The organism is Aeromonas genomosp. paramedia (assembly GCF_023093515.1).
In the GTDB taxonomy this organism is placed as follows: domain Bacteria; phylum Pseudomonadota; class Gammaproteobacteria; order Enterobacterales; family Aeromonadaceae; genus Aeromonas.
Window position 1 is genome coordinate 363745 of record NZ_JAAROG010000001.1, and the last position, 25528, is coordinate 389272.

The window sequence follows — 25528 nt, forward strand, 5'->3', positions numbered from 1 at the left end:
TCACTAGCCTAGAGTCTGGTGCGAACCACCACAAGGACATTCGCTCCCCTTTGCCACGGCACGGCTTTACTAATTACTAAAACGCATTAAAGAGCATTTTTTATTATTTTGAGGGATAAGGACTCCTGCCTATAGTCGCCCAAGATGTCGTCGTATGCCGAGGAGTGGGCCCTGATGGATTATTTACCTATGTTTGCCAGGTTGGAAGGCCGCCCGGTATTGCTGGTGGGCGGGGGCGAGGTTGCCTTGCGCAAGGCGCGCCTGCTGCTGGCGGCAGGTGCCCGGCTGACCCTGGTCTCTCCCGAGCTCGAGCCCGACTTCCATGAGTTTGCCGGTCGCTTCACCCATGTGGCGGCGCGCTTCGAGCCGGCCCATCTGGCCGGCCAGATCCTGGTGGTGGCGGCGACCGACAGCCTCGAGGTCAACGCCCTGGTCTACCAGAGCGCCAATCAGCTCGGGCTTTTTGTGAATGTGGTGGATGACCCCGAGCGCTCCAGCTTTATCTTCCCCTCCATCATCGATCGCAGCCCCATCATGGTGGCCGTCTCCAGCGGTGGCAAGGCTCCCGTGCTGGTGCGCCTGTTGCGCGAGCGGCTCGAGAGCCTGCTGCCCCGCCATCTGGGCGGTCTGGCGGAGCTCTCCGGCCGGGTGCGCAGCCGGGCCAAGCGAGTGCTGGCCTCCCTCTCCGATCGTCGCCGCTTCTGGGAGCGCGCCTTTGCCTCCAACACCCTGGCCGGTCTGATCGAGAAAGCCGATTGGCAAGGTGCAGAGCAGTGGCTGAACGAGGGGCTCGACAAGGCCCAGACCGAAATGGGGGAAGTGGTGCTGGTAGGGGCGGGTCCAGGGGACCCGGGCCTACTGACCCTCAAGGCGTTGCAACAGATTCAGCAAGCCGAAGTGGTGCTCTATGACCAGCTGGTCTCCCCGGAGATCCTGGATCTGGTGCGCCGGGACGCCACCCTGGTGTCGGTCGGCAAGAAGGCGGGGGCCCACAGCGTGCCCCAGGAAGAGACCAATCGCCTGCTGGTGGAATACGCCAGGGCGGGCAACCGGGTGGTGCGGCTCAAGGGGGGGGATCCCTTCATGTTCGGCCGTGGCGGCGAGGAGCTGGAAGTGCTGGCAGAGGAGGGTATCCCCTTCTCCGTGGTGCCCGGCATCACGGCCGCCGCCGGTGCCACCGCCTATGCGGGCATTCCGCTCACTCACCGCGACCATGCCCAGAGCGCCGTCTTCATCACGGGCCACTGCCAGAAGGAGGGCAAGGAGCCCGACTGGCAGCAGCTCGCTTCAACCAACCAGACCCTGGTCATCTACATGGGACTGATGCGCTCCGAGCACATCCAGCAGCAGCTGGTGAGCCATGGCCGAAGCGCCGCCACCCCCATCGCCATCATAGAGCGGGGCACCACGGCGCGGCAGCGGGTACTGACAGGCACCCTGGACGAGCTGGCGGAACTGGCCCAGCAGGCGGTGAGCCCGTCCCTCATCGTCATCGGCGAGGTGGTGGCCTTGCGCAAGCAGCTCGCCTGGTTTGGCGAGCAGGCGGGCGAGCGGGCCGAGACAGAGGCGAGCCGCCACGAACTCAAGCTGGTGAGCCTGGCCTGAAGGGCGAGACCCGAATCGATTTGACGGTGCGGCCAAGGCGGCACCGAACTGAACCAGAACCGCGCCCCGAGCAGGCGCGATAGCAATGAACCGAGGACCCAGACATGGACCGTGAAAGACTTACCCACTTGCAGCAGCTGGAAGCCGAGAGCATCCATATCATCCGCGAGGTGGCTGCCGAATTTGAAAACCCGGTGATGATGTACTCCATCGGCAAGGACTCCTCCGTCATGCTGCACCTGGCCCGCAAGGCCTTCTATCCGGGCAAGATCCCCTTCCCCCTGCTCCACGTGGACACCAACTGGAAGTTCAAGGAGATGATCAAGTTCCGCGACGAGACCGCCAAAAAGTACGGATTGGATCTTATCGTCCACAAGAACCCGGAAGGGCTCGCCATGGGCATCAACCCCTTCGTCCACGGCAGCGGCAAGCACACCGACATCATGAAGACCGAGGGGCTCAAGCAGGCGCTCAACAAATACGGCTTCGATGCGGCCTTCGGTGGCGCCCGCCGCGACGAGGAGAAGTCCCGTGCCAAGGAACGGGTCTACTCCTTCCGCGACAAGTCCCACCGCTGGGATCCGAAGAACCAGAGACCCGAGCTGTGGCGCGTCTACAACAGCCAGGTCAACAAGGGGGAGAGCATCCGGGTGTTCCCGCTCTCCAACTGGACCGAGCTGGACATCTGGCAATACATCTATCTCGAGAACATCGACATAGTGCCGCTCTACTTTGCCGCCCATCGCCCGGTGGTTGAGCGCAACGGCATCAAGATCATGGTGGATGACGAGCGCATGCCCATAGGCCCGGAAGACGAAGTGAAGCAGGAGCTGGTGCGCTTCCGCACCCTGGGCTGCTACCCGCTGACCGGGGCCATCGAATCCAATGCCACCACCTTGCCCGAGATCATCGAAGAGATGCTGCTCACCACCTCGAGCGAGCGGCAAGGGCGGCTCATCGACCACGATCAGGCCGGCTCCATGGAGCAGAAGAAGCGTCAGGGCTATTTCTAAAAAAATGTTCTAAGGAATCGCATCATGAACAACCACATTCAGACCGCCATCAGCGAACAGGGCATTGAAGCCTACCTGCACGCCCAGCAACACAAGAGCCTGCTGCGCTTTCTCACCTGCGGCAGCGTGGACGACGGCAAGAGCACCCTCATCGGTCGCCTGCTGCACGACTCCCAGCAGATCTATGAAGATCAGTTGAAGGCGCTGGAGTCCGACAGTCAGAAGCTCGGCACCACCGGCGAGAAGCTGGACCTGGCGCTGCTGGTGGACGGCCTGCAGGCCGAGCGCGAGCAGGGCATCACCATAGACGTGGCCTACCGCTATTTCTCTACCGCCAAGCGCAAGTTCATCATCTCGGACACCCCGGGCCATGAGCAGTACACCCGCAACATGGCCACCGGCGCCTCCACCTGCGATCTGGCCATCATATTGATCGACGCCCGCAAGGGGGTGCTGGATCAGACCCGTCGCCACAGCTTTATCGCGAGCCTCTTGGGCATCAAGCAGTTCGTGGTGGCGGTCAACAAGATGGATCTGGTGGAGTTCAGCCAGGAGGTGTTCGATCGCATCAGTGCCGAATACCGCGAGTTCGCCAGGAAGCTGAGCGTCGACACCATCCATATAGTGCCGGTTTCGGCGCTGGATGGTGACAACGTGGTCAACCAGAGCGACAAGCTGGCCTGGTACGAGGGCGAGACCCTGCTCTCATTGCTGGAGAGCGCCGAAGTGGAGCGCGAGCTGGAGCGCCATCCGGTGCGCCTGCCGGTGCAGTACGTGAATCGCCCCAACCTCGACTTTCGCGGCTTCGCGGGCACCATGGCCTCTGGCATCCTGCGGGTCGGCGATCGGCTTGCGGTGCTGCCCTCCGGCAAGGAGAGCACAGTCACCCGCATCGTCACCTTCGACGGGGATCTGGAGTACGCCCTGCCGGGCCAGGCCATCACGGTCACCTTCGCGGACGAGATCGACATCAGCCGCGGCGACCTGCTGGTGGATGCGGCGAAGAAGCCCCAGGTGACCCAGAACGTGCTGGCTCACATCGTCTGGATGGGGGAAGAGTCCCTGCAACCGGGCCGGGTCTATGACGTCAAGCTGGCCACCAAGAAGAGCCGCGGCCAGGTGGAGGCCATTCGCCACCGCATCGAGATCAACAAGCTCGATGAGCTGGACGCCTCCGAGCTCAAGCTCAACGAGATCGGCCTGTGCGAATTCAGCCTGACCGACCCGGTGGCGTTCGACCCCTACCAGGAGATCCGTGATACCGGCAGCTTCATCCTGATCGACCGTCTGACCAACGTCACCGTGGGCGCGGGCATGATAGTGGAAGGGCTGGCGGCCAAGGCAGTGAAAGGGCAATACAGCGAGTTCGAAGTGGAGCTCAACGCCCTGGTGCGCAAGCACTTCCCCCACTGGCAGGCGCTGACCATCAGCAACGATTCCGGCAAGGAGTAAGCCCATGACCTGGCAACAATCCCTGGTGCTGGGTCTGCTGGCTGCCCTCGTCGCCCTGCTGATCCAGGGCAAACTCCGGCCGGCGCTGCTCTTCTCGGGCGCCGTGCTCATCACCTATCTGAGCGGCCTGGCGGACATCAACGCCGTAGTGGCGGGCTACACCAACAGCGCCCTGCTGACCCTGGTGTTGCTGCTGCTGGTGTCGCTGGCGGTGGAGAAGACCCGGGTCATGAGCTGGTTCGCCAACCTGGTGGGCACCGGCTCCTTCAACAAGGTGCTGGTCAAGGTGTGGTTCTCCACCGCCTTCCTGTCGGCCTTCGTCAACAACACCGCCGTGGTGGCCTCCATGCTGGGGGCGGTCAAGCGCAACCCCAACCATGCGCCGTCCCGGCTGCTGCTGCCCATGTGCTTCGCGGCGACCTTTGGCGGCGTGCTGACCCTGATCGGCACCTCCACCAACCTCATCGTCAACAGCTTCCTCATCAAGATGGGGGCGCCGCCGCTCGGCATGTTCGACTTCTTTATGGTGGGGGCGGGGACATTGCTGACCGGCCTGGTCGCCGTGCTGCTGTTTGCCCGCCACCTGCCGGAACAGGACACCGAGATGAGCCGGGAATCCGGCTACTTTCTCGAGGCCAAGGTGGGCCCCGGCTCCCCCATGGCCGGGCGCAGCGTCAAGGAGAACGGCCTGCGCAGCCTCAAAAGCCTCTATCTCGCCGAGATCATCCGGGGCAACCAGGTGATCTGCCCGGTGCAGCCGGAACACGAGCTGCACGAAGGGGACATGCTGCTGTTTTGCGGCGACGTGGAGAGCGTCGGTGTGTTGCAGGAGCTCAAGGGGCTGGATCTCTACGGCCAGCACCGCCTCAACGGCCAGCATCTGGTGGAGGTGATCGTCAGCCACAGCTCGCGGCTGGTGGGGCAGACCATCAAGGATGCGGAGTTTCGTACCCACTTCGATGCGGTGGTGCTGGCGGTGCGCCGGGGCGAGACCCAGCTCACCGGCGGCCTCGGCCAGATTGAACTGCACGCAGGGGACACCCTGTTGCTGGCCCCCGGCCCCAAGTTTGCGGGCAACAAGTCCCTCTCCCGGGAGTTCGTGGTGGTGAGCGGGCTGGAAGCCTCCACCCGGCTCGATGGCAAGCGCAGCGCCGCCGTGGTGCTGGGCTTTCTCGGGGTACTGGCGCTGTCGGTGTTCGATCTGGTGCCGCTGTTCAAGGGGCTGCTGCTGATGCTGGTGGCGCTGCTGCTCACCCGTATCCTGACCCTGGACGAGATCCGTCGCCGCTTTCCGCTGGACATCTGGCTGGTGGTGGGCGGGGCGCTGGCCATCGCCGATCAGCTGGAGAAGAGCGGACTGGCGCGGCTGATTGCCGACTGGCTGATGGGGGAGTTCAACGGTTCCAGCCCCATCATCGCCTTTATCGGCATCTACCTGTTTACCCTGGTGCTGACCGAGCTGATGAGCAACAACGCCGCCGCGGCCCTGGCCTTCCCCATGGGCTACCAGCTGGCGCTCAGCATGGACGTCTCCACCATGCCGTTCATCCTGGCGGTGCTGTTCGGGGCCAGCTCCAGCTTTATACTGCCCTACGGCTACCAGACCAACCTCATGGTCTATGCGGCGGGCAACTACAAGATGCCGGATTACCTCAAGCTGGCGGTGCCTGTCTCCCTGGCCTACAGCCTCGGGGTGATCGTCATGGTGCCCCTGCTGTTTCCGTTTTAAGGCGCAACCCTCTTCGTTTTGGGGCCCTGATGCCTCGCAAGGAGTTTGAATGAGCAATATCGTGTGGCATGCCCATGCCGTCGACAAAGAGAGCCGCTCTGAACAGAAGGGGCAAAAGCCCCTGGTGATCTGGTTCACCGGACTCTCCGGGGCGGGCAAATCCACCCTGGCGGGGGCGCTGGAGCAGGCGCTGGCGGCGCAAGGCAAGCACACCTATCTGCTGGATGGGGACAATGTGCGCCACGGCCTGTGCGGGGATCTCGGCTTCGATGACGCCGCCCGTCAGGAGAATATCCGCCGGGTCGGCGAGGTGGCAAAACTCATGGTGGATGCGGGCCTTATCGTGCTCACCGCCTTTATCTCGCCGTTCCGTGCCGAGCGGGATCTGGTGCGCAATCTCCTGGGTGAAGGGGAGTTCGTCGAGGTGTTTGTGGATGCGCCCCTCGCCATCTGTGAAGAGCGCGACCCCAAGGGGCTCTACAAGAAGGCTAGGGCCGGAGAGATCCGCAACTTTACCGGCATCGACTCGGCCTACGAGGCCCCCGAACAGCCGGAAATTCATCTGCTTAATGCCGGTAAACCGGTTGCCACGCTGGTGGATGAACTGCTGACTGCGCTAAGGCTGCGGGGGTTAATCGATTAAGGTTGATTGTCAGCGCCGAATATTGATAAACAAGGGGGTGTTTGCCCTCTTGTTTATTGTCTTCTAACTATTCCCTTGGTTGTCAGTGGCTAACGGCTTAATAGGACGTGTAGTATGGTGCTCAAAGGTGAATTTTTCTCTGACTTTTAATGGCCGTACATAGTACTGTCAAGTTTCAAATTTGTTATAAAATCATTCTTCTATGAGAAGACCTTTCTATGATGTGTAATAAATTTTTGTAGTTCAGGAGTGACATCATATTTAGTTACTTTTAAAAAATAAGATATAGAGCGAGCAAAGAAGAAGTTCGCAACTCTTAACCAAATTGAAACCATGTTTCTATTGTCTTCTGAATTACTATAAACTTCATTTAAACCACTGAGCCAAAGGGTAGGTGGAATTGAATGAACAAGTGTTGATAAGTCAGCAATAATACCAGAGACGAAATCGGCATGTTCCTCACAAGAATTTTTTAATCTTTCCATTCTAGTGTTATAGAAAACACCTTCACCATTTTTCAGTTTATCAAGTCGGTGAGTATAATAGGGAGATGATTTGATTTTTTCCAATACTGTTCTTTTGAGTAAGGATAAAACTTTTCGGCTCTTTCATTATCTATCGATTTTTGGATTTTGTTAATGCGGCCTGATATATACATACCCAAAATGTTACGGTGAAGGCTCAACCTTTCAGGTGTATCTGCATTACTCATCATGTCTAAAACATCATGAGTATCAATGATATTTCTTACTAAAGATGCAATTGAACGTTTATCTAATATTTCATTTGTGTCATCTACAGAAGGCAATAGTTTTATTAATGACACTGAAGTTGCTTGCAATGTAGTTGTCAAAAATATAGTTGGCCAATCAAAAAATTCTTCATCTTCATATGCTTTGTGAACTCTATTTATGTATTGCTCGAACAAGGTAATACCATATGAAAGAGTACCTGCTTGTGATGAAAATAAATCAGACATAAACATTCCCTTGTTTTATAAATTCGCTTTATGCAGTAGCACGTAGTGCCGCCATAGGTTAAAACACTGTTGTATGTTCTTTAGCGTAGAGCAGCATGATATTCATCATATATTTCCTTGAATTTATCTTTTCGATTTTTCATATCAAATGGGAAACTTTTAATAATTAGATTTGCAGATGCTTCTGTATATTTATGAATTTTATTTAAACCGTGATGAGATGGAATATGGTATGTTGGGTTGTCCTTTATCCCAAGTTTCCATGTAACAGCGTCAATATAAGGGTTGTCAATTTTTACTTTTTTAGAAAGAGCTGTTTTTGTCAAGGGGTGCGTGTTTGCAAAATCGACAGGTTTTTGTATCTCAATGCCATGTTTTATTTCAACTTTTCTAACCACATAATAAGCTTTTCCACCTTCATTTTCATCCTCAACAAAACTCCCGCTATCAATCCAGTTTAGTTTCTGTGCGGTGTCATTTGTTAAATATACAGAAGCTGCCTGATCATTTCCAGATAACTCATGAGCATCAATAACTGCTGCTTTATCTATGCCCACTTTATTCAGTAGCGTAATATTGTCAATCATTGCTTTGAAATAAGATTCACGCTCAGTATCAAGCATATATATTAAATCAGCATATTTTATTTCATCAGTGGAGGCTGAGTATCTATAATAAATTGCACCTTCGCGTAAAACTTCTTTATCAGGCTTACCTTGTTCAGCTCTGATTGATTTTGATTTCTTGCAAATTATTGGTTTTCTGTGAGCTGGTTTAACCAACAAAGCATGAATTTTTAGACCGTGTCTTTCAATTACATGTGATTCGAAAAGAATCTCTGGCTGAAAATACTCTTTTAAAAAGTTTGTGATGACTACATCATCTGGTACTTCAGCTTCTACGATCCCTATCAGCTCTCGAGGCTTATCTTTTACACCAAAAAAAAGAACACCACCATCTCGGTTCGCAAAGGCTGCCATTGTCTTTGCAAATTTAGGGAGGTTGTTGTTTTCGAATTTTAGCTTGAATTCTCTATGCTCACTCTCGCGGTTGCTTACTTTATTTGTTGCCTTATCAACACTTAATTCAAGTAGCTTAGGTAACTGAATCTTTTTAATTTTCATGATAAACCTACGATAAATAAGTGGTGATAATTACATTAGATATGGGACATCCACCAATTTGACTGCAGCGTAGCATGCTGCTTCGCTTGATGGATAGCCAGTCGAGGGGTTTGCCATGACCATCGCTCGTTCACGCTAGATTAACCTGCAAGATATTCCCGATTACCATGTGGTAAGCCGTTGTATGCGGCGGGTCTCCTTGTGTGGGCAAGATGCGCATTCTGGTAATATCTAGAATATCTGGCTAAAAATCGTAGGTTGGTGCTGAACGCAGTGAAGCCCAACATTTACCGATCAACCAAATCCATATTTATCCCGCTCTGGTTGGCGTGATAATACTTGTCTGTTGGGCCTCGCTACGCTCTGCGCTAACCTGTAAAAACTACGCTACCTCCCCTGAATTTCAGTATCCAGCCAGCCCAGCTTCAATCAGTTATCGCTGAATTTATTGGTTGGATTATCTAACTTCGACTGTAACCATAAATTCATATCGCTGATAACCTCTTTGCGAAGATTTCTCCCGTCACTGTTTTTCAATCCATGATCAAGTGCTTCATAACGTCGATACTCGATATTGCTCTTCCCGAGCTCTTTAAGGCGCTGCATCATTTCATCTGTTTTCTGTGGTGATACCGACGTGTCCCTCCCTCCCTGAATGATCAGCAGAGGAGACTTTACTTTTTTAAGGGTATCAAGCTGATCGATGGAGAGCATCTGCTGCCACCAATGATAACCATGTCCGCTCACATCAAGTTCAAAGGGTTTGCTGTTAAGAACATGTTCGGCAAACCCTTTAAAACCGTCGATCTCTTTTCTCGCAGCTTCGGGATTTTTATGCTCTGCAGCGATGCTGTATGAGACGTCATCGATAAACCAGCGGCCACCGCCATTAAAGGAGATAGTGGCATCGATATAGTCAACTTCTGCGCTCACCAGGTTGGCGATAACGGCTCCTTCACTTCCGCCTAGTATAATTAATTTCTTATATTGACCGTATTTTCGAACGGAATCGAGCACAACCTTGATATCCGCAACCCGCTGCGCAGGGTTGTCCTTTTCAAGGTACTGAGCAGGACAATCCTTGCGTGCCGGGTCGGGACTGTATTTTGATTTACGAGTGATGCCGTATTTTTCGATTAACAACAGGTCAGCTTCTGGCCAAACATTTTTATACTCGGTGAGTATGGACGCTATTTTCAAGACACTATTGCAATCAGAGCCTTGCAGGATCAACAGCAGTGTATCTGTGTCATGGGTATGTTGGACAAGATAATAAGAGATAAACGAACCATCATCCCTGCTAACTATGCGAGTCATGATCTCCTGAGGGTTCACCGAACTCGTCAAAAAGAGAAAACCAAAAAATATTAATAGAACTTTCATATTGAATATGATGGTTGTGGTTTTTTAATGATTGATACTAAAACAAATGTGGCAATCACATGCTATGAATATGCTATCAATCTTATCGGTTTGTCTATATGGGGATATTTAATTGTCTAAATTTCATAGTCTAAATATTGCTTATTTCTTAGCGCCAATTGATAGGCGTGATCTCGCATTAAAAACATCATCAAATCAAGATCCTTAAGTTGAGAGAGTTTGATAGGGTGGGCTTCCCATCGAGGTGGGGGGTGACCGGCATCGTTACAATGAACAAGATATATTCGTTGTTTGCTCCGATACAGGGCAAAAAAATTCATGTCACATTGCTTAGCTATAGATAAATAAGGTTCAAAAGAAAGTTCATACAAATTCATTTCATCATATTCAGTTGATCTTATATAACGAGACATCTCGTAATATGTATCAGGTAAGTTCGCGTCTTGGCTTATTGAATCAAATAACTTGATAATTTCTTGAATATGAGAAAGCTTGATTATTGGTTTTCTTTTCAAACATTTACCCCTTTGGTCGTGATCTTCCCAACATTCAGGCAAAGCTACCGCCCCTGAATTTCAGCCTCCAGTCTGCTGATCCTTTCCCTGTGGCTCTGGTCTGGTACATGGCTGCTCCGACAAGAGGTGATCCTGATGGCTATGTTACCGAACGGAGCCTGCTAGGGAAGGGGGAACTGGTAGTTTCTCGGGCAAGATCAATAAATTGAGTGGGTATGGAGTTGTGGTCGGGAGGGGATGGTGGATGAGAAGGCTCCCAAGGCTCTGCTCTTTTTCAGGCTCAACGCTCACGGCGTATGGGGGCGGGAGTGAACCAGGATGATCAGCTCTGCTGAGCGCCATGCTGCGTCGCCGATATGGTCGCACGGCAGGGCAAGCAGGTGGCTGCGCGGGCGGATTTGCGACGCATTATCTTGCCCGGGCGTTAGTCCAAGTGGGGGCAATCCGGTCAGACTCGTATTCCCACCAGAGATAATTGGGCCCGCTGCCGGTGACGACAGGGGCCCATGTTTTTTTGTATTAGCGCACGGTCTTTGGGTCTGGTTTGCTCCGTGAAGGCTTAGCGGGCCAGCAGGGGCTGGCCGCTGGTCAGGGCCGAGCTGGTTGGCTGGGCGGCGGGATGTTGCTGGAACTGGCGCACCAGCCGCTCCAGCTCGCCGAGTTGGCGCACCAGCTGAATGATGCCCTGCACGGCGTGGCGGCTGCCCTGGCTGGAGTCGTCGGCCAGGGTCTTGATGCTGAGCACGCTGCGGTCGATGTCGGCGGTGACCTGGGACTGCTCCTGCACCGCCTGGGCTATCTGGCTGCTGCCGGAGGCCACCTGCAGCAGGCGATCGCTTATCTGCTGCAGCACGTCCCCGGTGGCGGCGGCCTTGAGTCGGCAGATGGCGGAGCGCTGCTCTCCCTTCTCCATCGCCTGTTCCGCATCCCCGGCGCTGCCCTGCAGCAGGGTGATCATCTTCTGGATCTCGCCGGTGGAGGATTGGGTCTTGATGGCCAGGGTGCGGATCTCGTCCGCCACCACAGAGAAGCCGCGACCCGCCTCGCCAGCCCGGGCGGCCTCGATGGCGGCGTTGAGGGCCAGCAGGTTGGTCTGGTTGGCGATGTTGTTGATGACGTCCAGAATGCCGTCGATGGCCCGGCACTGGGTGGCGAGGGTGGTGATCACCCCCTTGGAGGCGATCAGCTCGCTGTGCATCCCCCCCACCTCGACCAGTGTCTCCTGCACGCTGCGGTTGCCCTCCCTGAACAGATCGGCGGTCTCGTCCAGTCGATCGGAGGCTGCGGTCGAGCTGTGGGAGACCTCGCGGATGGACTCCGCCATCTGGGTGATGGCGGTCGCCACCTGGTTGGTCTGGGCCTGCTGTTGCTGCAGGTTGTCGGTGATGGTCTCGGCGTTGTGCAGATCCGTCTGGGCGGATGTCAGGATCTGCTGGCAGGTCTGCTGGGTGCGGGCCAGCACCGCATTGAACTCGGCCTGATTCATCTGCATGGCGAGCTCGACGGCGGCCAGGCGATCGACCCGGCCGGTATAGAGCAGTTGCATCAAGGGGTTGTCGAAGCGGTCGCGGGCCAGGGTATCCAGCCGCGCGAGGCGGCGAGAGAGGGTCTGGTTGATGGCGAGCGCCAGCATCAGGGAGAGGGCGCCGAGGAGAAGGGGCCAGTCAGTGCCGTGCTGATAGCCCAGAGCCACCAGGGCCGCCAGGCAAGGCAGCAGGCAGAGAGTGAGCGCAAGCGTGTGGGAGAAGGGGGGAAGGCGCAGGGCCCGCGGGGTCTTGCCGCTGCGAATCTCCTCATAGACTCGCTCCGCCCGCTGCTTGACTGCGTCATCCGGCGCCGTGCGCACCGACTGGTACTCCACCACCTTGCCGCTCGCATCCTGGATGGGGGTCACGAAGGCGCTGACCCAGTAGTGATCCCCGTTCTTGCAGCGGTTCTTGACCGGGCCCATCCAGCTCTTGCCTTCCCGCAGATGGCGCCACATGTCGGCGAAGGCCTGGGGTGGCATGTCGGGGTGGCGGACCAGGTTGTGGGGCGCTCCCTGCAGCTCCTCCAGGGTGAAACCGGCGATCTGGCAGAACTCGTCGTTGGCATAGGTGATGCGGCTCTCCAGATCCGTGGTGGAGATGAGGTTCTGGTGCGCTGGATAGAGGCGTTCACGCTGGGTAACGGGTTGATTGACTCTCATGGCGGCGTCCGACTGTGGCTGGATGATGAGTCCCGACAATTTGGGACTAGTGGTCCCATTGCAAGCCGTGCACCAGAGTGTCAGAAGGCGCTTAAATTGTGTGCAGAGTGCATCTTTTTTGCCCAAAACCCGGGAGTCGACGAAAACGAGCAGGGCCTGCGTCTCCGCCTGCTGAATCGTTTCGCTTTTTGGGAGCCGTTTTGGCAACGGCGGGACGGGATTCGCAATTTGGCAAGGCGGGGCCAGGGGCGCCCGCCGTGATCAGCTAGGGAGATCGGGCTCGTCGACCGGGCCCGGCACCTGGGTCTCTATCTGCAGGTGGGTGGAGAGCAGGGTCTTCAAGTCCTGCAGGTACTCCTCCAGGGGCGGCTCTTCCAGCAGCAGGGCAAGCTCGTTGCCGATGGGGGTGAGGCGGTAATAGAGCAGAGTGAGGTTGCTCTGGCGCTGGCGCAGGCGCCAGCGCTGGTTGCCGAAGGCCAGCTCGACCCCGTCCGCAGGCAGGGGACCGGATTCCAATTCGCCGCGGTGCAGCAGGCCGAGATCGCACAGCAGCAGCAGGGCGCTGTAGGGGACCCGGTATTTGCCCAGCCCCATGCGGGTGACCTTGGCGCGGCTGAGCAGGCCAGCCCCCTTGTGCATGCCCAGCAGCAGGCGCTGCTCGTCGCTGCCCTCATAGTGGCAGGAGAGGGCGCAGATGCGCTGGAACAGCTGGGCTTCGCGCTGGGTCATCTCCTTGAGGGTGTTGAGGGCCCGGATGGAGAAGCGGCCCGGGGTCGCCACCTCCAGGGCGAAGATCCGCCCCCACAGCTGCTGCATGGGCACCATGCTGATGTCTTCGGCCAGTTGCAGGAAGCGGGTCAGCCAGTCGCTGTCCATCTCGCCGCCGGCCGCCGTCTCTTCACAGTGGCGGGCGGCCATCACCATGATGGCCTCCAGATTGCGCTGGCGGGCAGCCTGATCCGCCAGATGGCGGAAGGTGGCGCGCTGTTCGAAGGTGCTGTCGCTGTTGCGGGTCAGCATGCCGTCTATGCCACGGCTGCGGGCCAGGCGCAGGGTCTGCTCCTGGCTGCTCAGGATGGCACTCTCTTTCTTGGGGGGCAGGTCGGCCATGCTGGCTCCGTGATCGCAGGGTCTGGTGTTGAATGTTACTCCAACCGGGCCCATGAACAATCCCTCAGGCGGGGACGGCGTCACCGGGCCCAGGATAAAAAAATGGCCTCCCGCAGGAGGCCATCGGCGTGGCTTACTCTTCGTAGACGCTGACCTCGACCGCATCCATGGAGTAGGAGGCGGTCGCCATCTCGTGGCTGGAGCTGACGGTGTGCATCTTGCCCTTGACCCAGATGGCGTCCCAGAGATCGTCCACCGGTGCCCCCTTGGGGTAGCTCACGTAGATCACCTGGTTGGTGGGGGGCGGCGGCACGTGGATGCAGGCGCCGAAGTAGGGCACCAGCAGGAAGGCGGTGATGGTCTTGGCATCCCCCTCTAGCGGCACCACGAAGCCGGGGATCCGCACCTCCTGGTTGTCCAGCTTCTTGTTCACCCCGCCCACCGGCTGCGGCACCGACATGGGATCTTCGTGATTGACCTGGGGCGGTGGCAGCAGCTTCTCCCCCTCCGGGATCAAGACGTCCCAGTCGATGGTCTTGTAATCGGCGGCCATGGCAGGCAGCACCAGCAGGCCGGCCAGCAGCGCCACTATCTTCCACTTCATCATCTGTCCTTCTTTCTTGGTCGTATGCGTCCGGGGTCAGACGCGGATGCTCATGCCGTCGCTCAGGCTGTAGCGGTAAGCGCGGGCGGCGGGGAGCAGGCCGATCACCATGCCCGCCAGCCAGACCAGCCCCAGCAGTTGCCACTCATAGGCGCTCGGCAGCCCCAGGCTCATTTGCAGGCCATAGTGGCTGAGCAGCCAGGGGGTGGCAAGCCCCTGGCCGAGATAGAGCGCGGCCACCCCGAGGGCGATGCCAAGGGTGGTCAGCGCCATCGCCTCCAGCGCCAGCAGCAGGAAGAGGTGGGAAGGACACGCGCCCAGGGATCTCAATATGGCGAGCTCGCGGCGCCGCTCGTTGAGCCCGGCCAGCAGGGTGGTCAGCATGCCGATGAGGCCTGCCACCACCACGAAGCCGGCGATGACAGAGAGCGCCGTCTCCGCCACGCTCATCAGGCTCCACAGCTCCTGCAGGGCGGCACCCGGCAGGATGGCCATCAGCGGCTCCCTGGGGTAGGTGTTGATGCTGCGCTGCAACTGGAACGCCAAGATGCGATTACTGAGGCCCACCATAAAGGCGGTGATGGTCTTGGGGGTGAGATCCAGCGCAAGCGCCTGCTCCGGGGTGACGTTCTTGCTGTGACGGCCGGTGTCCCAGCCCAGGTGGATCGCCTCTATGCCCGCCAGCGGCACATGAATGGTGCGATCTATGGGGGTACCGGTCGGTGCCAGAATGCCCACCACCTTGAACGGCATGTTGTCGTGCTGGCTGAAGGAGGTGTTGCCAGCGCCGTGGGCGATGACGATGGCTTGATCCAGCTTGTAGCCCAGCTTCTGTGCCACCTGGGCGCCCAGCACCGCCTCGAACGGCGTCTCGAACGGACGTCCCTCGCGCAGTTGCAGCGACTGCTGCTGGCCGTACTTCAGATGGGTGAAGTAGTCGCCATTGGTGCCGAGCACCCTGAACCCCTTGTGGGAGTCACCGAGGGAGAGGGGGATGGTCCAGGCGACGCCTGGCTTTGTCTTGATGGCCTGGTAGGAGTCCCACCCCACGTTGTTGGTGGGGTTGCCGATGCGAAACACCGAGTAGAGCAGCAGGTTCACCTGACCGGAGCGGGCGCCGACGATGAGATCGGTACCCGAGACGGTGTTGGCGAAGCTGTCCCGTGCCTGACTGCGCACCCGCTCCACCCCGAGCAGCAGGGTGACGCTGATGGCCACGGCCAGCAGGGTGAGCCCGGCGGTGAGGCGACGGGCCCAGAGACTTTGCAGGGCGAGTTTCAGCATGGTGCCCTCCGTTCTTTCGCTTGTGATCGACCCGACCCGACGGGGCTGGCCGGGCAGAGGCCCTGGTTTGCGTCAGTCATCATGCCGCCCTCCGGTTGAGCAGTTGTAGATTCTCCACCCGGGGGAAGAGGGGCTCCAGATAGGGGTCGTGGCTGACGAACACGAGGGTCGACCCCTGCTTGTCGCACTCCTCGAACAGCAGTCGGATGAAGGCGGCTCTGTTGTCGGTATCCAGGGCCGAGGTGGGCTCGTCGGCGATCACCAGGGGGGGCGAGCCGATCAGCGCCCGGGCGGCGGCGACCCGCTGCTGCTGGCCGATGCTGAGGGCGTGGACGGGTCTGTGCAGCGCCTCGTCCGGTAGTTGCAGCTCCCCTAGCAGGCGGCGCGCCTCCTGCTCAGGGCTCCCCTGCAGGCGGGCGCGCTTCTCGGGGGAGAAGGTGAGGGCGGCGGTGACGTTGTCCAGCACGGATAAAAACGGCAGCAGATTGAACTGCTGGAAGATGTACCCCAGATTGGCCGCCCGGAAGTGGTCACGGGCACGGCCGGAGAGCCGGGCCAATGGTTGGCCCAGCACCTCCAGGGTGCCGTGGTTGGCGGTCTGGATCCCGGCCAGCAAGCCGAGCAGGGTGGACTTGCCGGAGCCCGACGGCCCCTTGATAAACACCCGTTCCCCCTCGGTGATGGTGAGGGCGGGCAGATCGAGCACGGCCTCGCCACCTGGCCAGGCAAAGGCCAGATCGCGGATCTCAACCACGGCGTTTTTCATGGCGTTACCAGCTCAGCTTGTTGGCGGACGGGGTCAGCTCGGCCGCGGTCTGGCCGGTGGGCAGTATGCCCTGCACGCTCAGCTTCTCCAGGCTCGGGTAGAGGCTGAACAGGGTGGCCTCCAGGCCGGTGAGCTTGGCCGGAGTGGCGCAGGTGTAGGTATACATGGCTCCGAGATCGGCGTGGCCAGTGTCGGCATGACCTTCTTCGTCATGGTGGTGCTCATGTTCGTCGCTGGCAGCCTTGTCATGGTCATGGTCATGGTCATGATCGTGCTCATGGTCGTGATCCTCTTTGGCGGCTTGCAGCTCCTGCTGGGTCAGCTTGCAGCCGGCGGCCGGGTCCAGGCGGAACAGGGCGTCAGGCTGCTGGAGCCGGGCCACCGCCTTGGCGTATTGCGCCTTCTCTTCCTCGCTCTTGGCGGCGTGCTCGAAACCCACCAGATCGGCGGCGGGTGCCTGCAGCTCGATCATCAGCTGGTTGCCGTCGACCACCAGATTGAGATGGCCGTGGCCGTGCTCGTGGGCACCGTGGCCGTGGCTCTCGTGTTCGTCGTGATGTGCCTGGGCGCCGAAGGCGGCTGCGGCCAGCAACAGGGTGATAGCTTTCATCGTTAATCCTTTGAAAAATTTATTGAAAAATGGATTTAGCCGGATAAGCGATGAAGCGGTGGTGGTGCACGAATGCGGCACTGGCCAGCAGTGGTGGGAGTGACATTCGGCAGGGTGGCGCCGATAAACAGCGCTATGGCAGAGGACGGGGTGGGGACGACGGGGGCCGGGGTCAGTGCCAGCTTGCCATCCAGATGCAGGGCGCAGAGGGTGCAGGCATGGCTATGTTCGGGCAGGTCGGCTTCGAGCGGGTGCTGTGCCAGCGCCGGTTGCATCCACAACCAGCCCAGCAGCAACACCCAGATTGTCAACGTGGAACGACCCATAGACCCTTATGGAAAGGGCGCCATCAGCGCCCTTCTCTCTGATTCAGAGATGGGACTGGATGAGCCCCATCACCTTGGTTATCTCGGTGGCATCGAGCTGGCCATCTTTGGCAAACAGCACCTTGCCCTCTTTATCCAGCACTATGATGGCCGAACTCTCCGGCGCCAGATCCCAGGCGTTGCGGGCCATGCCCTTGGCATCCAGCACCATGGCGGACCAGGGGAACTCTTTCTTGCTGTCTTCGGCGCTGCTCTTCACAAAGCCGGAGGTGCCCCAGATGGCGTCATTGCTGTTGATGATGGTGACCGTCTGGTACTTGTCATGGGGCAGTTTGGCCGCCTTGATCGCCTCTATCATGGGGGCGTTGAGCTCCTTGGCACTGGAGCGACCCGCGATATGCTGGATCAGAAAGACCTTGCCGGTCAGTACCTTGCTTTGCCAGGGCTGATAGCTGATCGCTTTATCCTTCAGCACAAGCTCACCCTTGTCGCCGATGTTGACCAGCGGCACCTGGGCCGACTCCTTGATGTTGTGGGCCAGAACCAGGGTTGGCAGCAGCGCCAGGGTAAGTACGAGATGTTTCATCCGTATGACACTCCTTTGTTATGTTATAACGATTTTGGGATCGAGGGAATGGGACAACCCACATCCTAAACTGATCGGATCTGTTTAAAAAGTGTTAAATAAACGCGAGAGTTGATCAGGTCGCAGCATCAATCTGCCCCTGAATCTGCAAACAACGGCGGCAAGGATGGCACGGAGTCGATAAAAATCAACTGGTTGCCCATGTTTTGGGCGCTGGACTCAATAGAGTGGCTCACTGACCAGGGGGATCTGGGCCATGGTCATCTGCTGGGCCAGCAGGGGGGAGCCGGTCAGCAGCACGTGGCGCTGGTTGTCTATCACCAGGGTGTCCCCTTTCAGCCCGCTGTCGGCGGTGATGGCGAGCCAGGCCGGCGAGACGCTGCCGATGCTGATGCCCGGATAGATGATGCTGAGGTTGTATTGCGGTGCCAGCTCCGCCAGCAGACTGGCCATCAGCAGCGCCTTCTCGTCGCTGTCGGCCTTGTTGTCCTGCAGGGCCTGCAGGGGAGGGGCGAAGTGATCCATCTGCTCGGGCGGGGTGGGGATGGCGCTCAGCCACTCCTGCAGCAGGGTGACGCTGGTGGCCAGATCCTTGGCCGAGAACTGCCGGGCCAGAGGCTTGAGATCCCCCTTGAACTGGTAGAACAGCTGGGAGTAGTTGGGCCTCACGCAGGGGAGCTGGCGATTGGCCGGGTGCACGCAGGGCAGCACCCGCATCTCGTAGAAGGCATCTTCCTGATACTGCTCGTAGGCTTGCCAGAACTGGGTGGATTCTAAGCTGTTGTCATGCAGGGTGAAGGCCTGCTCCAGATTGCGAAACTTGGTCGCCGTCTCCGGGCTGTGCTGGTTGATCTGGTTGATGCTGTTGTAGAGCCTGGGGCTGATGTAGGAGTAGAGGGTCTCCAGCGGGTAGTTGAGGGAGGTATCGAGCAGCGTCATCTCGTGGCGGCTGGCCGAGAGGACCCGCTCGTCCGTGCTCAGTTGCAGGTGCTTGCGTTGACCGTCGGCTGATTGCCACTGCCAGCTCAGGTTGACCTCGTTGGCCATAGCCGCGGAGCCGAAGAGTAGACTCCACAGCAGGCCTTGTGCCAGTTTCATGGTGTGCATCCTGCTTGGGTGATACTAAACAACTAGGTGAGCCGACGGAATTTGGATTGGTTTAGTGATGACGATATTGGTAATTATCTGATCCAGCTTTAAATTTAATCAGGGAAATAAGTCATGCGGGAAATAACCATGAAGCCTGTTTCAATGTGCTTGCTGATATTGCTCTCTCTGCCGGCACTGGCGGGTCAGGTGATCGTCAATCAGGGCATGTCCACGGCAGATACCTTCGCCCTGCGGGATCAGCTGGCACGGGAACATGAGTGGCAGGAGTGGTTGCGGTTCCAGCAGGCCGTCAAGTGGCTGGAGGTGCTGCCGGTCAACTGCGATCTGGTGGGGGGCGCCGGGCGGGAATATCGCTGTGGCGACAACTATTACCGCCCCTATCGACAGAACGGGCGCGACCTCTATATCCAGGGGGATCCTCCCGGCCAGTCCCCGCAACGGCCGATAAAAAAGGCGCCATAAGGCGCCTTTTTTTGCGAGAGAGACGCTTACTTGGCAGCGTAACGCTCGGCAGAAGTCAGGATTTCGGCTTCGGCAGCGGCCTTGTCGCCCCAGCCTTCCACCTTGACCCACTTGCCTGCTTCCAGCTCTTTGTAGCGCTCGAAGAAGTGCTGGATCTGGGCTTTCAGCAGCTCGGGCAGGTCGTTCACATCCTGGATGTGATCGTACTGCTTGGTCAGCTTGGAGTGGGGAACGGCCACGATCTTGGCGTCTTCGCCAGATTCGTCGGTCATCTTCAGCACGCCGACCGGACGGCAGCGAATGACGGAGCCGGCCAGCAGCGGGTAGGGAGTCGGCACCAGCACGTCGACGGGGTCACCGTCCAGGGACAGGGTGGCGTTCACGTAACCGTAGTTGCACGGGTAGAACATAGGGGTGGACATGAAGCGATCAACGAAGATGGCACCGCTGTCCTTGTCGACTTCGTATTTGATCGGGTCGGCATTCTGCGGGATTTCGATGATGACGTAGATGTCGTCAGGCAGGCTCTTGCCAGCCGGTACCAGGTTCAGGCTCATGACGTTTCCTTTGAGTGTTGGAGTCAAGTTTGCAGGCCGACATTATAGCGATGTCCTGTCAAATGACCATATTTCGCGGGCAGGGGAGCACGCTGGTGGATGTCGCGCCGCCTGAGTTCGTCCGATTTCTGTCGCCTCGTCGGGGCTGACTGCGCTCTGGCCATGGTCGCGGCTTGTGCCACCGGGTCAACAGACCCTAGAATGCGCACTCCCTTTACTGGAAAAGGCAGCGGTATGCACATTCACATTCTCGGGATCTGCGGCACCTTCATGGGTGGTCTGGCGGTGTTGGCAAAACAGCTGGGCTATCGAGTCACCGGCTCGGATGCCAACGTCTATCCCCCCATGAGCACCCAGCTCGAGCAGCAAGGCATAGAGCTGACCGAGGGTTATGATCCCTCCCAGCTCGATCCGGCGCCGGATCTGGTGGTGATCGGCAACGCCATGAGCCGTGGCAACCCTTGCGTGGAGTATGTGCTGGATCGCAATCTGCCCTACATCTCCGGCCCCCAGTGGCTGCTGGAGCACGTGCTGCAGGATCGCTGGGTGCTGGCCGTAGCGGGCACCCATGGCAAGACCACCACCGCCAGCATGCTGGCCTGGGTGCTGGAGTACGCCAAGCTCGAACCCGGCTTCCTCATCGGTGGCGTGCCGGGCAACTTCCCGGTTTCCGCTCGTCTGGGCGCTGCCCCCTTCTTCGTCATCGAAGCGGACGAGTATGACTGCGCCTTCTTCGACAAGCGCTCCAAGTTCGTCCACTACCACCCGCGTACCCTGGTGATGAACAACCTGGAGTTCGACCACGCGGACATCTTCCCGGATCTCGCCGCCATCCAGCGCCAGTTCCACCACCTGATGCGTACCGTGCCGAGCAATGGCCGGGTGCTGTTCCCCCAGGCCGACGACAACCTCACCGCCGTGCGCAAGATGGGCTGCTGGAGCGAGGTGGAGCTGGTGGGTCAGGACGACGCCAAGTGGAAGGCGGTCAAGCTGACCGACGACGGCTCCGCCTTCGAGGTGTGGCTGGATGGCGTCAAGCAGGGGGAGGTGCACTGGGAGTGCATCGGCGAACACAACGTCAACAACGGCCTGATGGCCATCGCCGCCGCCCGCCATGCCGGTGTCATGGTGGAGCACGGGATCAAAGCTCTCTGCCAGTTCAAGTCCCCCAAGCGGCGGATGGAGCTCAAGGGCGAAGTGGCAGGCATCAGCGTCTATGACGACTTCGCCCACCACCCCACCGCCATCGAGACCACCCTCGGCGGCCTGCGCGCCAAGGTGGGTGAATCCCGCATCCTGGCGGTGCTGGAGCCCCGCTCCAACACCATGAAGCTCGGCGTGCATAAAGAAGAGCTGGCCGGCTGCTTCGACGGCGCCGACCAGGTGTTCTTCTTCCAGCCGTCCAACATCGGCTGGGATCTCGGGGAGGTGACAGCCCACATGAGCCGCCCGGCGCAAGTGTTTGACGATCTGGAGACCCTGATCGGCGCCCTGGTGGCCGAGAGCCGTTCGGGGGATCATATTCTGATCATGAGCAACGGCGGCTTCGGTGGCATTCATGACAAGCTGATCGCCCGCCTCAGGCAAGGCACATCATGAACAAGCAGATCACCCTGGCGCTGACCGGCGCCTCCGGCGCCCCCTATGCCCTGCGCCTGCTCCAGTGTCTGGTGCAGGCGGACTATCGGGTCTACCTGCTCGCCTCATCGGCGGCCAGAGTTGTACTCAAGACCGAGCAGCAGCAGGAGTGGCCCGGCTCGCCGAAAGAGCTGTCGGCCCATCTCTGTCGCCAATATGGCGCCAAAGAGGGGCAGATAGTGGCGTGCGGCAAGGAGGAGTGGTTTTCGCCGGTGGCCTCCGGTTCGGCGGCGCCGAAACAGATGGTGGTCTGTCCCTGCTCCATGGGCACCGTCTCGGCGATTGCCAACGGCACCTCGGACAACCTGCTGGAGCGGGCGGCGGATGTGGTGATCAAGGAGCGTGGCCAGCTCATTCTGGTGCCCCGCGAGAGCCCCTTCTCGGCGATCCATCTGGAGAACATGCTGAAACTGGCGCGGCTCGGGGTGACCATCATGCCCGCCGCACCGGGGTTCTACCATGAGCCGAAAAGCATCGAGGATCTGGTGGACTTCATGGTCGCCCGCATTCTCGATCATCTGGGGGTCGAGCATGAGCTGACCAGTCGCTGGGGCTATGCCAAGTCCTGAGTCAGCGAGACGAAATAGAGACAAACAAAAGCGGCGCCGACCTGAACAGTCCGGCGCCGCTTTTTATTGGCAGGGAGGATCAGACCACCTGGAGGGGGGCCGTCACGTACTTGAACAGAAAATCGGTCACTTCTTCCCGGCTCGGGCGCTGTGGCTGATTGATCATCTGCATCATGACGTAGCCGAACCCGGTCAGGGAGCGGGCCAGATCCTGCGCCGACAGCACACTCTGGATCTCGCCGCTGTCCATGGCCGCTTGCAGGTGGGGGGCGATGCGCTCCAGCGCCTTGTCCAGCAGGCGGGTGTAACGGGGCCAGACCTCTTCCCGTACCGATGAGCTCCATTCCAGCCAGATGCTGGCGTGGTCCGGTTTGTCATAGGCGGCGTCAACGAACAGCTTCACATGGCGGTGGATGCTGTCCCTGACCGAGCCCTGGCCGTTATACGCCTGCTCGAGGATCTGCTGCACAAAGCCTTCAATCTCTGCCAGCACTTCATCGACCAGATCTTCACGGGTGTTGAAATAGTTGAACACGGTGGCAACCGAGACTTTGGCCTGCTCGGCAATCTCGGCATGTCCCGCACGGCCGATGCCGCGACGGGAAAATACCTCGATGGCACATTCCATCAATTGATCACGACGAGCCTCCGGCGACAGCCGGGTCCGACGTCTTATTTCTGCGCGTGGTTCCATAGTTTTTTCATCTAATAGTTATTGATTATGGTGTTTATAGTATTGTCACCGATAATGCCCGAAGGCTTGCTAACTCTATCAATTAAAATAAGCCGATAAAAGCATCACGTATGCCTGACGCCTTCCGGTTGGAGTGGTAGAATCATCGGTTTTGATGTTAATGAACGGCCAATAACCCTTTGGCCATTATTGGAGTATGTGATGAAACACAACGTCGAGGTGATGATCTCCGAGGCCGAGGTCGCCGCCCGGATCGCCAAACTGGGTGAAGAGATCACCGCCCGTTACCAGGGCTCCGATGAAGTCGTGATGATTGGCCTCTTGCGCGGCTCCTGCGTCTTCCTGGCCGATCTCTGCCGTCAGTGCCAGCTGCCCATCACTCTGGACTTTATGACTGCCTCCAGCTATGGCTCCGGCATGCACAGCACCCGTGACGTGCGCATCCTCAAGGATCTGGATGATGACATCAAAGGCAAGGACGTGGTGATCGTCGAGGACATCATCGACACCGGTTACACCCTCAACAAGGTGCGCGAGATCCTCTCCCTGCGCGAACCGAAATCCCTGGCCATCTGCACCCTGCTGGACAAGCCGTCCCGTCGTGAGGTCCAGGTGCCGGTGGACTGGATTGGCTTCGCCATTCCGGACGAGTTCGTGGTGGGCTGTGGCATCGACTACGCCCAGAAGTACCGTAATCTGCCCTTCATCGGCAAGGTAGTTCCGCAAGAGTAAGCAAGGCTCGGACGTGGCAGGGCAGCTTGGCCGCCCGCCATCGACTGTCTTCAGGCGGCGCTCGAGCCGCCTTTTCTGTCTCGAGATGGGCACATCCATCACAGGGGTTGCAATGAACGCATTGGAAATCAGCGGTCTGAAGAAGACCTATCAGGGGGGCGTCGAAGCCCTCAAGGGCATAGATCTCACCGTCAAGCAGGGGGATTTCTTCGCCCTGCTCGGCCCGAACGGGGCGGGCAAGTCCACCACCATCGGCGTGATCAGTTCGCTGGTGAACAAGAGTGCCGGCAAGGTCAAGGTGTTCGGTTACGACATCGACACCGATCTGGAGCTGGCCAAGGCCCAGCTCGGGCTGGTGCCCCAGGAGTTCAACTTCAGCCAGTTCGAGAAGGTGAGCCAGATTGTCACCCACCAGGCCGGTTTCTACGGCGTGCCAAGTGCCGAGGCCAAGGTGCGCGCCGAGAAGTACCTGCGTCAGCTCGATCTGTGGGACAAGCGCGACATGGCGGCCCGCACCCTCTCCGGCGGCATGAAGCGCCGGTTGATGATAGCCCGCGCCCTGATGCACGAGCCCAGGCTGCTGATCCTGGATGAGCCGACCGCCGGGGTGGACATCGAGATCCGTCGTTCCATGTGGAGTTTCCTCAAGGATCTGAACGAGCAGGGTGTCACCATCATACTCACCACCCACTACCTGGAAGAGGCCGAGATGCTGTGTCGCAACATCGGCATCATCGACAAGGGGCGCCTCATCGAGAACACCAGCATGAAGAACCTGCTCGGCAAGCTGGGGCGGGAGACCTTCCTGCTGGATCTGGTGCCCGGCAGCCAGGTGCCGACCCTGCCCGAATTCAACGGTCGCATGCAGGATGAGCACACCCTGGAGGTGGAGCTGGACAAGAGCCAGTCCCTCAACAGCCTGTTCGAGCAGCTCTCCGCCCAGGGGGTGAAGGTGCTGAGCATGCGCAACAAGGCAAACCGGCTGGAAGAGCTGTTCGTCAACCTGGTAGAGGAGGGTCGCAAAGCATGAACCCCATGACCTATTACATCGCCTTCAAGAGCATACTGGCCAAGGAAGTGAGCCGTTTTACCCGGATCTGGATCCAGACCCTGGTACCGCCGGCCATCACCATGAGCCTCTACTTCGTCATCTTCGGCAACCTCATCGGCTCGCGCATCGGCGACATGGGGGGCTTCAGCTACATGGAGTTCATCGTGCCCGGCCTCATCATGATGTCGGTCATCACCAACTCCTACTCCAACGTCGCCTCCTCCTTCTACAGCGCCAAGTTCCAGCGCAACGTGGAGGAGCTACTGGTGGCGCCGGTGCCCAACTACATCATCATCGCCGGCTACGTGGGCGGCGGCGTGGCCCGGGGCCTGTGTGTCGGCCTCATCGTCACCCTGGTGTCGCTGTTCTTCGTGCCGCTGCAGGTTCACCACCTGTTCAGCGTCTGCTTCACCGTGCTGCTGACCTCGATCCTGTTCTCCCTGGGGGGGCTGATCAACGCCGTGTTCGCGAAGTCGTTCGATGACATCAGCATCATCCCGACCTTCATCCTGACGCCGCTCACCTATCTGGGTGGGGTCTTCTACTCCATCAGCCTGCTGCCGCCGTTCTGGCAGGGGGTCTCCCAGGTGAACCCCATCATCTACATGGTGAATGCGTTCCGCTACGGCTTCCTCGGCATCTCCGACGTGCCGCTCGGCACCGCCTACCTCATCATCATCGGCTTCATCGTCGCCCTCTACGGGCTGGCCTGGTGGCTGATTTCCCGGGGTACCGGGTTGCGCCACTGAGGCGCAAGCCGGCCAGCAAAAAGGCGCCCTCGGGCGCCTTTTTATGTGC

Annotated in this window: 27 protein-coding genes; 11 read left to right on the forward strand and 16 right to left on the reverse strand. The window is 58.6% G+C overall.

Annotated features, from left to right (window positions below):
- Positions 1-174 precede the first annotated feature (174 nt).
- The 5 genes from cysG to cysC all read left to right on the forward strand — a co-directional run bounded on the left by cysG (position 175) and on the right by cysC (position 6442).
- Positions 175-1605: a siroheme synthase CysG gene (cysG, locus tag HB860_RS01845; protein WP_247625561.1), complete on the forward strand. Its 1431-nt coding sequence runs from the start codon at positions 175-177 to the stop codon at positions 1603-1605.
- 104 nt (positions 1606-1709) lie between these two features.
- Positions 1710-2618, forward strand: coding sequence for a sulfate adenylyltransferase subunit CysD (gene cysD, locus HB860_RS01850; RefSeq protein WP_247625562.1), 909 nt, complete (start codon positions 1710-1712; stop codon positions 2616-2618).
- 24 nt (positions 2619-2642) lie between these two features.
- Positions 2643-4070: a sulfate adenylyltransferase subunit CysN gene (gene cysN / locus HB860_RS01855; protein WP_247625563.1), complete on the forward strand. Its 1428-nt coding sequence runs from the start codon at positions 2643-2645 to the stop codon at positions 4068-4070.
- A gap of 4 nt (positions 4071-4074) precedes the next feature.
- Positions 4075-5799 carry an SLC13 family permease gene (locus tag HB860_RS01860; RefSeq protein WP_247625564.1) on the forward strand — a complete coding sequence of 575 codons (1725 nt, stop codon included), beginning with the start codon at positions 4075-4077 and terminating at the stop codon, positions 5797-5799.
- 49 nt (positions 5800-5848) lie between these two features.
- Positions 5849-6442, forward strand: coding sequence for an adenylyl-sulfate kinase (cysC, locus tag HB860_RS01865; protein ID WP_247625565.1), 594 nt, complete (start codon positions 5849-5851; stop codon positions 6440-6442).
- Positions 6443-6642: 200 nt separating this feature from the next.
- Here the strand turns inward: cysC and HB860_RS01870 are convergent, their stop codons facing one another.
- The 14 genes from HB860_RS01870 to HB860_RS01940 all read right to left on the reverse strand — a co-directional run bounded on the left by HB860_RS01870 (position 6643) and on the right by HB860_RS01940 (position 19015).
- On the reverse strand, positions 6643-7011 hold the full coding sequence (locus HB860_RS01870; RefSeq protein WP_247625566.1) for a hypothetical protein: 369 nt from the start codon (positions 7009-7011) through the stop codon (positions 6643-6645).
- On the reverse strand, positions 6960-7421 hold the full coding sequence (locus HB860_RS01875) for a hypothetical protein (protein WP_247625567.1): 462 nt from the start codon (positions 7419-7421) through the stop codon (positions 6960-6962). The genes HB860_RS01870 and HB860_RS01875 overlap by 52 nt, the downstream gene beginning before the upstream one ends.
- 80 nt (positions 7422-7501) lie before the next feature.
- On the reverse strand, positions 7502-8545 hold the full coding sequence (locus HB860_RS01880) for an AlbA family DNA-binding domain-containing protein (RefSeq protein ID WP_247625568.1): 1044 nt from the start codon (positions 8543-8545) through the stop codon (positions 7502-7504).
- Positions 8546-8974: 429 nt separating this feature from the next.
- On the reverse strand, positions 8975-9862 hold the full coding sequence (locus HB860_RS01890) for an alpha/beta hydrolase family protein (protein WP_247625569.1): 888 nt from the start codon (positions 9860-9862) through the stop codon (positions 8975-8977).
- A gap of 182 nt (positions 9863-10044) precedes the next feature.
- Positions 10045-10443, reverse strand: a complete 399-nt coding sequence (locus HB860_RS01895; protein ID WP_247625570.1) for a hypothetical protein — start codon at positions 10441-10443, stop codon at positions 10045-10047.
- A gap of 559 nt (positions 10444-11002) precedes the next feature.
- Positions 11003-12631 carry a methyl-accepting chemotaxis protein gene (locus HB860_RS01900; protein WP_247625571.1) on the reverse strand — a complete coding sequence of 543 codons (1629 nt, stop codon included), beginning with the start codon at positions 12629-12631 and terminating at the stop codon, positions 11003-11005.
- Between the two features lie 261 nt (positions 12632-12892).
- Entirely contained in the window at positions 12893-13741 is an 849-nt protein-coding gene (locus tag HB860_RS01905) for a TIGR03899 family protein (RefSeq protein WP_247625572.1), read from the reverse strand.
- 133 nt (positions 13742-13874) lie between these two features.
- Positions 13875-14348 (reverse strand): DUF3299 domain-containing protein, encoded by a 474-nt coding sequence (locus HB860_RS01910; RefSeq protein ID WP_139434054.1) that lies wholly within the window; start codon positions 14346-14348, stop codon positions 13875-13877.
- Between the two features lie 33 nt (positions 14349-14381).
- Positions 14382-15629, reverse strand: a complete 1248-nt coding sequence (locus tag HB860_RS01915) for an ABC transporter permease (protein WP_247625573.1) — start codon at positions 15627-15629, stop codon at positions 14382-14384.
- A 79-nt stretch (positions 15630-15708) separates the two neighbouring features.
- A complete protein-coding gene (locus HB860_RS01920) occupies positions 15709-16395 on the reverse strand; it encodes an ABC transporter ATP-binding protein (RefSeq protein WP_247625574.1) in 687 nt (228 codons plus the stop codon).
- 4 nt (positions 16396-16399) lie between these two features.
- Positions 16400-17005 carry a DUF2796 domain-containing protein gene (locus tag HB860_RS01925; RefSeq protein WP_247625575.1) on the reverse strand — a complete coding sequence of 202 codons (606 nt, stop codon included), beginning with the start codon at positions 17003-17005 and terminating at the stop codon, positions 16400-16402.
- A gap of 35 nt (positions 17006-17040) precedes the next feature.
- Positions 17041-17331, reverse strand: a complete 291-nt coding sequence (locus tag HB860_RS01930) for a hypothetical protein (protein WP_348773016.1) — start codon at positions 17329-17331, stop codon at positions 17041-17043.
- Positions 17332-17374: 43 nt separating this feature from the next.
- On the reverse strand, positions 17375-17917 hold the full coding sequence (locus tag HB860_RS01935; protein ID WP_139434059.1) for a YtfJ family protein: 543 nt from the start codon (positions 17915-17917) through the stop codon (positions 17375-17377).
- A gap of 219 nt (positions 17918-18136) precedes the next feature.
- The gene (locus HB860_RS01940; RefSeq protein ID WP_247625577.1) at positions 18137-19015 is read right to left on the reverse strand and encodes a hypothetical protein; all 879 of its coding nucleotides are present in this window, start codon (positions 19013-19015) and stop codon (positions 18137-18139) included.
- Positions 19016-19138: 123 nt separating this feature from the next.
- Between HB860_RS01940 and HB860_RS01945 the strand changes: the two genes are divergently transcribed.
- Positions 19139-19489 (forward strand): hypothetical protein, encoded by a 351-nt coding sequence (locus HB860_RS01945; protein ID WP_193558717.1) that lies wholly within the window; start codon positions 19139-19141, stop codon positions 19487-19489.
- Between the two features lie 26 nt (positions 19490-19515).
- On the opposite strand, the gene ppa is transcribed toward HB860_RS01945, so the two are convergent.
- Positions 19516-20046 (reverse strand): inorganic diphosphatase, encoded by a 531-nt coding sequence (gene ppa / locus HB860_RS01950; RefSeq protein ID WP_005329022.1) that lies wholly within the window; start codon positions 20044-20046, stop codon positions 19516-19518.
- Positions 20047-20280: 234 nt separating this feature from the next.
- Here ppa and mpl point away from each other — a divergent pair, with 234 nt between their 5' ends.
- A complete protein-coding gene (mpl, locus tag HB860_RS01955; protein ID WP_247625578.1) occupies positions 20281-21645 on the forward strand; it encodes a UDP-N-acetylmuramate:L-alanyl-gamma-D-glutamyl-meso-diaminopimelate ligase in 1365 nt (454 codons plus the stop codon).
- Positions 21642-22253 (forward strand): flavin prenyltransferase UbiX, encoded by a 612-nt coding sequence (locus tag HB860_RS01960; protein ID WP_139434063.1) that lies wholly within the window; start codon positions 21642-21644, stop codon positions 22251-22253. Before mpl ends, HB860_RS01960 begins: the two co-directional genes overlap by 4 nt.
- A gap of 79 nt (positions 22254-22332) precedes the next feature.
- Here the strand turns inward: HB860_RS01960 and HB860_RS01965 are convergent, their stop codons facing one another.
- Positions 22333-22947 carry a TetR/AcrR family transcriptional regulator gene (locus HB860_RS01965; RefSeq protein WP_025328201.1) on the reverse strand — a complete coding sequence of 205 codons (615 nt, stop codon included), beginning with the start codon at positions 22945-22947 and terminating at the stop codon, positions 22333-22335.
- Positions 22948-23148: 201 nt separating this feature from the next.
- On the opposite strand from HB860_RS01965, the gene hpt reads away from it, so the two are divergent.
- The 3 genes from hpt (at position 23149) to HB860_RS01980 (ending at position 25479) form a co-directional block, all read left to right on the forward strand.
- Entirely contained in the window at positions 23149-23679 is a 531-nt protein-coding gene (gene hpt, locus HB860_RS01970) for a hypoxanthine phosphoribosyltransferase (protein ID WP_041205063.1), read from the forward strand.
- A 112-nt stretch (positions 23680-23791) separates the two neighbouring features.
- Entirely contained in the window at positions 23792-24709 is a 918-nt protein-coding gene (locus tag HB860_RS01975; RefSeq protein WP_139434064.1) for an ABC transporter ATP-binding protein, read from the forward strand.
- Positions 24706-25479, forward strand: a complete 774-nt coding sequence (locus tag HB860_RS01980; protein ID WP_025328198.1) for an ABC transporter permease — start codon at positions 24706-24708, stop codon at positions 25477-25479. The genes HB860_RS01975 and HB860_RS01980 overlap by 4 nt, the downstream gene beginning before the upstream one ends.
- The last annotated feature ends 49 nt before the right edge of the window (positions 25480-25528 follow it).

Excerpts from the sequence above, each read along its gene's own strand:
- cysG (WP_247625561.1), top strand. The coding sequence starts at position 175 with ATGGATTATTTACCTATGTTTGCCAGGTTGGAAGGCCGCCCGGTATTG.
- cysD (WP_247625562.1), top strand. The coding sequence starts at position 1,710 with ATGGACCGTGAAAGACTTACCCACTTGCAGCAGCTGGAAGCCGAGAGC.
- cysN (WP_247625563.1), top strand. The coding sequence starts at position 2,643 with ATGAACAACCACATTCAGACCGCCATCAGCGAACAGGGCATTGAAGCC.
- HB860_RS01860 (WP_247625564.1), top strand. The coding sequence starts at position 4,075 with ATGACCTGGCAACAATCCCTGGTGCTGGGTCTGCTGGCTGCCCTCGTC.
- cysC (WP_247625565.1), top strand. The coding sequence starts at position 5,849 with ATGAGCAATATCGTGTGGCATGCCCATGCCGTCGACAAAGAGAGCCGC.
- HB860_RS01875 (WP_247625567.1), bottom strand. The coding sequence starts at position 7,421 with ATGTCTGATTTATTTTCATCACAAGCAGGTACTCTTTCATATGGTATT.
- HB860_RS01880 (WP_247625568.1), bottom strand. The coding sequence starts at position 8,545 with ATGAAAATTAAAAAGATTCAGTTACCTAAGCTACTTGAATTAAGTGTT.
- HB860_RS01890 (WP_247625569.1), bottom strand. The coding sequence starts at position 9,862 with ATGACTCGCATAGTTAGCAGGGATGATGGTTCGTTTATCTCTTATTAT.
- HB860_RS01900 (WP_247625571.1), bottom strand. The coding sequence starts at position 12,631 with ATGAGAGTCAATCAACCCGTTACCCAGCGTGAACGCCTCTATCCAGCG.
- HB860_RS01905 (WP_247625572.1), bottom strand. The coding sequence starts at position 13,741 with ATGGCCGACCTGCCCCCCAAGAAAGAGAGTGCCATCCTGAGCAGCCAG.
- HB860_RS01910 (WP_139434054.1), bottom strand. The coding sequence starts at position 14,348 with ATGATGAAGTGGAAGATAGTGGCGCTGCTGGCCGGCCTGCTGGTGCTG.
- HB860_RS01915 (WP_247625573.1), bottom strand. The coding sequence starts at position 15,629 with ATGCTGAAACTCGCCCTGCAAAGTCTCTGGGCCCGTCGCCTCACCGCC.
- HB860_RS01920 (WP_247625574.1), bottom strand. The coding sequence starts at position 16,395 with ATGAAAAACGCCGTGGTTGAGATCCGCGATCTGGCCTTTGCCTGGCCA.
- HB860_RS01925 (WP_247625575.1), bottom strand. The coding sequence starts at position 17,005 with ATGAAAGCTATCACCCTGTTGCTGGCCGCAGCCGCCTTCGGCGCCCAG.
- HB860_RS01930 (WP_348773016.1), bottom strand. The coding sequence starts at position 17,331 with ATGGGTCGTTCCACGTTGACAATCTGGGTGTTGCTGCTGGGCTGGTTG.
- HB860_RS01935 (WP_139434059.1), bottom strand. The coding sequence starts at position 17,917 with ATGAAACATCTCGTACTTACCCTGGCGCTGCTGCCAACCCTGGTTCTG.
- HB860_RS01940 (WP_247625577.1), bottom strand. The coding sequence starts at position 19,015 with ATGAAACTGGCACAAGGCCTGCTGTGGAGTCTACTCTTCGGCTCCGCG.
- HB860_RS01945 (WP_193558717.1), top strand. The coding sequence starts at position 19,139 with ATGCGGGAAATAACCATGAAGCCTGTTTCAATGTGCTTGCTGATATTG.
- ppa (WP_005329022.1), bottom strand. The coding sequence starts at position 20,046 with ATGAGCCTGAACCTGGTACCGGCTGGCAAGAGCCTGCCTGACGACATC.
- mpl (WP_247625578.1), top strand. The coding sequence starts at position 20,281 with ATGCACATTCACATTCTCGGGATCTGCGGCACCTTCATGGGTGGTCTG.
- HB860_RS01960 (WP_139434063.1), top strand. The coding sequence starts at position 21,642 with ATGAACAAGCAGATCACCCTGGCGCTGACCGGCGCCTCCGGCGCCCCC.
- HB860_RS01965 (WP_025328201.1), bottom strand. The coding sequence starts at position 22,947 with ATGGAACCACGCGCAGAAATAAGACGTCGGACCCGGCTGTCGCCGGAG.
- hpt (WP_041205063.1), top strand. The coding sequence starts at position 23,149 with ATGAAACACAACGTCGAGGTGATGATCTCCGAGGCCGAGGTCGCCGCC.
- HB860_RS01975 (WP_139434064.1), top strand. The coding sequence starts at position 23,792 with ATGAACGCATTGGAAATCAGCGGTCTGAAGAAGACCTATCAGGGGGGC.
- HB860_RS01980 (WP_025328198.1), top strand. The coding sequence starts at position 24,706 with ATGAACCCCATGACCTATTACATCGCCTTCAAGAGCATACTGGCCAAG.